The 5678-nt window shown below is 41.7% G+C and carries 4 protein-coding genes and 2 pseudogenes; 3 read left to right on the top strand and 3 right to left on the bottom strand.

Features of this window, described 5'->3' with window-relative positions; all coding sequences use genetic code 11:
* Positions 1 to 2323, bottom strand: a pseudogene (locus tag Q1V93_RS04545) (T9SS C-terminal target domain-containing protein); the annotation flags it as partial.
* A 447-nt stretch (positions 2324 to 2770) separates the two neighbouring features.
* On the opposite strand from Q1V93_RS04545, the gene Q1V93_RS04540 reads away from it, so the two are divergent.
* Positions 2771 to 2992 carry a hypothetical protein gene (locus Q1V93_RS04540; RefSeq protein ID WP_300662085.1) on the top strand — a complete coding sequence of 74 codons (222 nt, stop codon included), beginning with the start codon at positions 2771 to 2773 and terminating at the stop codon, positions 2990 to 2992.
* The gene (locus Q1V93_RS04535; protein ID WP_300662082.1) at positions 2989 to 3270 is read left to right on the top strand and encodes a type II toxin-antitoxin system RelE/ParE family toxin; all 282 of its coding nucleotides are present in this window, start codon (positions 2989 to 2991) and stop codon (positions 3268 to 3270) included. The genes Q1V93_RS04540 and Q1V93_RS04535 overlap by 4 nt, the downstream gene beginning before the upstream one ends.
* A 7-nt stretch (positions 3271 to 3277) precedes the next feature.
* Here the strand turns inward: Q1V93_RS04535 and Q1V93_RS04530 are convergent, their stop codons facing one another.
* Positions 3278 to 4561 carry a M20/M25/M40 family metallo-hydrolase gene (locus tag Q1V93_RS04530; protein ID WP_300662079.1) on the bottom strand — a complete coding sequence of 428 codons (1284 nt, stop codon included), beginning with the start codon at positions 4559 to 4561 and terminating at the stop codon, positions 3278 to 3280.
* Complete coding sequence (locus tag Q1V93_RS04525) at positions 4554 to 5321, bottom strand: hypothetical protein (protein WP_300662076.1); 768 nt, start codon at positions 5319 to 5321, stop codon at positions 4554 to 4556. The genes Q1V93_RS04530 and Q1V93_RS04525 overlap by 8 nt, the downstream gene beginning before the upstream one ends.
* 177 nt (positions 5322 to 5498) lie before the next feature.
* Between Q1V93_RS04525 and Q1V93_RS04520 the strand changes: the two are divergent.
* Positions 5499 to 5678: pseudogene (locus Q1V93_RS04520) on the top strand (thymidine kinase); the annotation flags it as partial.

The raw sequence follows: 5678 nt of genomic DNA, 5'->3' as shown, positions 1-5678 counted from the left end.
ATGCAGTAGTCAATTGTAATTCGCGACCTCCGTTTCCGGTTCCGTCCAAACGCGTGATGCGCGGAGTAATTCCGTAAGAAGCAAAATGCATCGTACCCATTGCCTCAGGTACCGGATCGTGAGGAATCATTTCCAGCACTTTCACCTCACCGATGGCGGCTTTACGACTTCCTAAAAACGGTTTTTTCTGGCCATCCAATGCGTTCGGATCTGTCGGGTCATACGTTTTGAAGTTATTATGTGCGTACGATATCGCCATGTAATAATAGCGCTTAAAATTCACCAAACGTCTGTCACCGGAAGCAAACAAATCTTCCGTAACACGGAACGTATGCTTGATTCCCAAATCTGCTCCTTTGACCTTTTCAATCGGAAAGGAAGCCTGCAGGTGCTCATCAAACTCGAAGTTCACCAAACGCTTCACGCCGTCTTTCACGTCAACCTGTGCAACCAATCTTGCTTTCGTAGCATCATCCAGGTCGGAAACGCTCACATTTGGTTTATTGAGCTGATAAATCAGGTATCCCTGAAAACGATAGTGTTTATCTACATTCGGATCGGAAGAAACAAGAAAAGGATCAAACTCTTTGTAATCTTCGTGTTGGTTATTGGATGCAGAATTGTTCGACAAATAGAGGATTAACTCATTTTTCAACTCCTGTCCTGTTAAATCCGGGGCATGAGGACCTTCCAATACACGGAAACAATTTTCGAACAAGGCCTGCGCTTTGTCATCCGCCAGTCTCAACGACCGAACGGATTGAAAAGGATCTCCACCGGCAGCTCTTGCCCAAACCATTCCAACCGTGATATTATTGACTGCTCCCGGCTTCAGAATAAATGGTCCGGCAGATTGCAGAAAACGTCTGTCGTAAGGTAAATTATTCGCTGTCTGTTCTGTCCAGACAGGCTGCGGAACGCCACCTGTTCCCCATCCGAGCGGATCCGTATCATCCGGAAACATAAAATCGCAAGGGACGTTCGGGTTGACGGTCGGATCGGAAATGTGTCCGTTTCCACCGTAATAAAACGGTGTATTGTCCTTCCATCTTCCTCTTAAAAAGCAATAATAATCTGCTGCGGTTGTCGGGTCGGTTTGATTCGGATTCAAGCCTCCTCCTGAATTGACATAATACAAAAAGCGTCTCATTCCGTAACGCTCATTGTCTATGATTCCGTCACCATATCCGATTCCGTTCAATGCTTCTCCTGATCCGATTCCATAGGCATTATCCAATAAATCATTGTCCTGATACGGCCCTTCAAAAAAGTCCACCCCGGCTGCCGGCGGATTTGCTCCGTAACCGTAATATCCCTGGTTATCGCCGTCCATGGCATCTCCGTTATAGAAATATCCCAAACCGCGGTTTACATCGCATCCTACGTAATCGTCGAACGGATCTCCAAGCGCCCCGTCCACAAAAATCCCAAAATAGGTATTGAATAAGGTTTGTGTTCCGCGGTTAATCAATTCATAATTGTAGAATGTCATATTATTAATCTCATCGTTGGTAGCAAAAGCGAAAGCCTGTGCACGAATTTCCATCCCGATCGGTTCTCCACCGGATTCCGTGTGGATGTTTCCTTTGTCGTTCATCACCCACCACATATTGTAATCTCCGTAAAGAGAAACCCTCCGATCCGTTTTACAATCTTTGGTTCCGTTGATATCATACCACGGATAATCTCCTTCTTCCCATTCGTAATTTCCGTCCTCATCCCTGTCGAAGAAGGGTGCTAGGTTATAATCCTGTCCTTTTGACAGATCTCCGTGAGCCGGCCAGTTTTTGATAAAATCAGGGATTTTGTAATTCGGGAAATTGGCTTGTTGTAAACTGGTTCCGTTTTGCTGATCTAAAACACCTGCATTGTACCAGGCATCAAACTGTTTCACCAGATCTTTACCCGTTACAAAATGATTGTCGTATTTCAAACATTCACTCGGATCAATTTCTGCTGAAGTATTGGTCAACGGGCCTGTCCAGTAATCCTGACCTGCACGGTAGCGCAAAGCCGCCAATTTCAACTGACCGTTTACGTCTGTCCCTCCCAACCACAGTGCCGATGTGAAAAAGCACATGATTTTGGAATTTTTAGGAATCTCATATTGCGACAGGTTTTGACCGGGAATCTGCCATAGATTTCCAGCTGTATGGACCATTGCACGCACATTATTGTATTCCAAATAAGTCGTTTTATTTGCAGGCGCACAATTTGCCGCTTTTGCCTGAATCGTCTTTTTTATTTTTTCTTCATCGCGATAACTCTGGGAATAGAGGTTGTTAAAGCATAGAAAAAAACAGAAAATTACTGATAACCGCATTTCTTTCATAAATAGTTGCGAGTGAAGATACTCAAAATTACAGAGCTACAAAAAAGCATAGGACAAGGGAAATAACGATCCTTGTCCTATGCTCATCTAACCGACTATGGGTACCTATTTGATGTAGCTGTAGCAGTAAGCTACTCCGGAAGGTAACGAAAACTAACTTACCTAAAACTAACCTATTATGAAACAACACCTTCCGGATGTAAATGGTTTTATCCTCTAATACCAGATCTTTTTTGTTTTTCTGATAGTACAAAAGTAGGCCACGGAAAGCGTTCCTGAAATACCCGAAAAGGTTGTTTTTAAGTACTTGTCAAAGGGTAAGATCACTCACGAAAATAGTCAGTTGAATAGAAATTAAAACAGCACACAACAACCTGAATACCTTTATTTTAACATTCATTCCCGGTAACAAACCTGTTTTTTACCTATTTTTGATTTATGAAGTACTTGTTCAGCATAGATGATTCTTCTCAGGATGCTCAGGCATTGTTGACCTATCTTCGTTCTCTAAAGTTTGTCAAAGAAGAAGGTTTGGATCAGGAACTAACAGATGAGCATTTATTACTATTAAACGAACGAAAAGCAAGTTATCTGAGTGGGAAAAGTGAAACATTTTCTATAGATGAAATTGAATCTTTTGTCCGTAGCAAATCCAAATGAAATTAATCGTTACCATAGAAGCAAGACAAGACATTGTTGATGCTTATGATTGGTATGAAGAACAAAAGCAAGGATTGGGCGAACAATTCTTAAAGCAGTTCAGAACTACTTGTAACGATATTTTGATTGCACCAACCGGATATCAACATTTCCATCATTACCGGCAAATTCCCTTATATTTGTTTCCCTATGTGATTCTGTATGAAATCATTGAAGAAAACATTGTGGTATTTGCGGTTTTTAACACTTATCAACATCCACGAAAAAAGAAGCGCTAGATAGCCATTATCTCTTCCAGGAAACCACTTTTTCGAAATCGATCAACAGCTGATAAATGGCATTGAACTTATTAAAGCTCAATTCATCATACGTATCGTACACATCGTGGTAATGCTTATTGGGCCCCATGGTGTACATGAAAAATGCCGGAACTCCTTTTTGCGTGAAGAAATAATGATCCGAATTTGCTGCTGCTCCCCTAGAGCCGATTTTTGGTAAAAACTGCTGTTTTTCGTTGATGGATTTCAGCACTTCGAATTGTTCCGGGAACAATGTTGCATTGACAACCGTAGCTCCTTCTTCTCCGCTTCCCATAATGTCCAGATTGAACAGGAATTGGATATTTGGAAGCGGGAAAATCGGGTTTTCGGTATAGTACTTACTTCCCAGCAAGCCCACTTCTTCACCCGCAAATGCGATAAACACCACATTTACATTGGAAGGGTTTTTCACGTAATAACGGGCCATTTCCAACAAAAGAGCTGTTCCCGATGCATTGTCATTTCCACCCGGAAAATAGGCTTCCTGCCCCATTTGTCCCAAATGGTCATAATGCGCGCTGAATACAAAGTATTTTTTCGATTTCTTGATTGCCGGAACATACGCAATCACGTTTCTTGCCGTATGATTGATCGTTTTTGCATCGACTTTGATCTGAAAATTCCATTCATCTTCCGAACAATCGAACGCACTGGATTGTACCTGGATTACCGGAAAACGGCTTTGTTCCTGGCTGACACTCCACGTAAACTTCGTGTCGAAGATTTCAATAATCGGCATGGAAGAACCCAAACTTTTAGCCAATTCCTTCGCTATTTTCAAGGTGTCACCTTTCCATAAACCAAACTGAAAGGCAAAGGCAACCGAAGTTTTCGAGCGATTCATCGCTCCCTGGCTGATTTTGTTCTTGATTTTCTTTCCGTTGAACAAATCTTCCGTCAACACTTTATAGACTTTCAAACTATCCGCATAATACATCGGGCAGGAAGGATCTACGACAAATTCTTTTCCGGGAATCAACTGCTTTCCGTTTACGGCACAGATCATCCTGTTCGAAAAGGTATTCACTTTAAACTGAAAGGGTTGAAACGGTGTGTTATTAAAAAACTGGCAGCCCATTTTTTTGAATTCTGCTGCAAGAAATTCTGCTGCAATCGAATCTCCGCCATTGACGTAACCACGACCATGAAATTCCGGAGAACACAATTTTTGAGCGGTTAAACGACCTTGTTCTACCTGGGCAAAACCAAGCAGCGGAAGAAATAGTAGTAAGGAAAGAAATTTATGCATATTTACGTTCTACTTTTTGAATCAGTTCGATGGCCAACTGGCTGTCAACATCCCACTGGTATTTTGTGGCATAACTACTCACCAAAGATCTTGCCGCTTCTTTCGTTTGAATTCCTTCCAACTGTTCGATCAACTGGTTGAACTCATCATTCGATCCGTTGAACAATTCCTGGATGATCTGTAAACGCTCATTAAATCCAAAAGCTCCTTTGAGTGTTTCCAGGCGAACGGTCATCAGACGTGCAGCTAAGGTTCCGTCGTTGGAATTCAATTTCCCGTAAATCGGGTGCAAAGATCCAAGGTTTTCAACCGGCTTTTCAAAAACGGGTTCTGCTACAGGCTCGGGTTTGGTTTCCTGAACGATGATCGGTTCCGGAATTTCGATCACTTCGATTTCCTCTTCTGATGATTCTTCTTCGATCAATTCGAAAGCCAGTTCATCTTCTATCTCCTCTTCTTCAGTCATCCCGAATAAATCAAAAGAAGGCTCTTCCTCAACTACCGGTTCGATGTGAACTTCTTCTACTTCCAGTTCCACAACCGGTTCTTCTTTTTCAAATAAAGTTTCCGAAATAGCCTGCTCAGAAACAGAAACCGGATTGCCGTAAACTTTCGTTTCATATGCTTTATAGCGTAAAACAATCGCTCGCTCATTCAATTGATTCGTTGCTGCAGCAAAAGCTTCCAATTCGCCCAGAGTCGCTTCTCCCGACTTGATTTTCACTAATATCGCTGCAATTTCTTCGATTAATGCGTGCATTTCCATATTTTCAGTATTTCGGAATTTTTCAACATTTGATAAAACTTGTACACTTCGTCTGGTTTTAGACCCGGGAAATAACAATTTTTGCAGTATAAAATTACAATTCGGAAAAGACAATTCTTTTTGATTTTTGAATAGTTGTCTAAAACGAATTGTTGATAACCTTAAAAAATGATGTTTTTAGAGCAAATCCCTTCTGAGGCGAGACAAAACGGTTGGATTGAAGTTGTTTGCGGTTCGATGTTTTCCGGAAAAACGGAAGAATTGATCCGTCGTTTAAAACGTGTCGAATTTGCTCAACAAAAACTGCTTTTGTTCAAACCTGCTATCGACGATCGTTATCACGAGGAACAA

Source organism: Fluviicola sp. (genome assembly GCF_030151805.1).
GTDB lineage: Bacteria > Bacteroidota > Bacteroidia > Flavobacteriales_D > Crocinitomicaceae > Fluviicola.
This window is presented reverse-complemented; position numbering and strand designations above follow the sequence as displayed.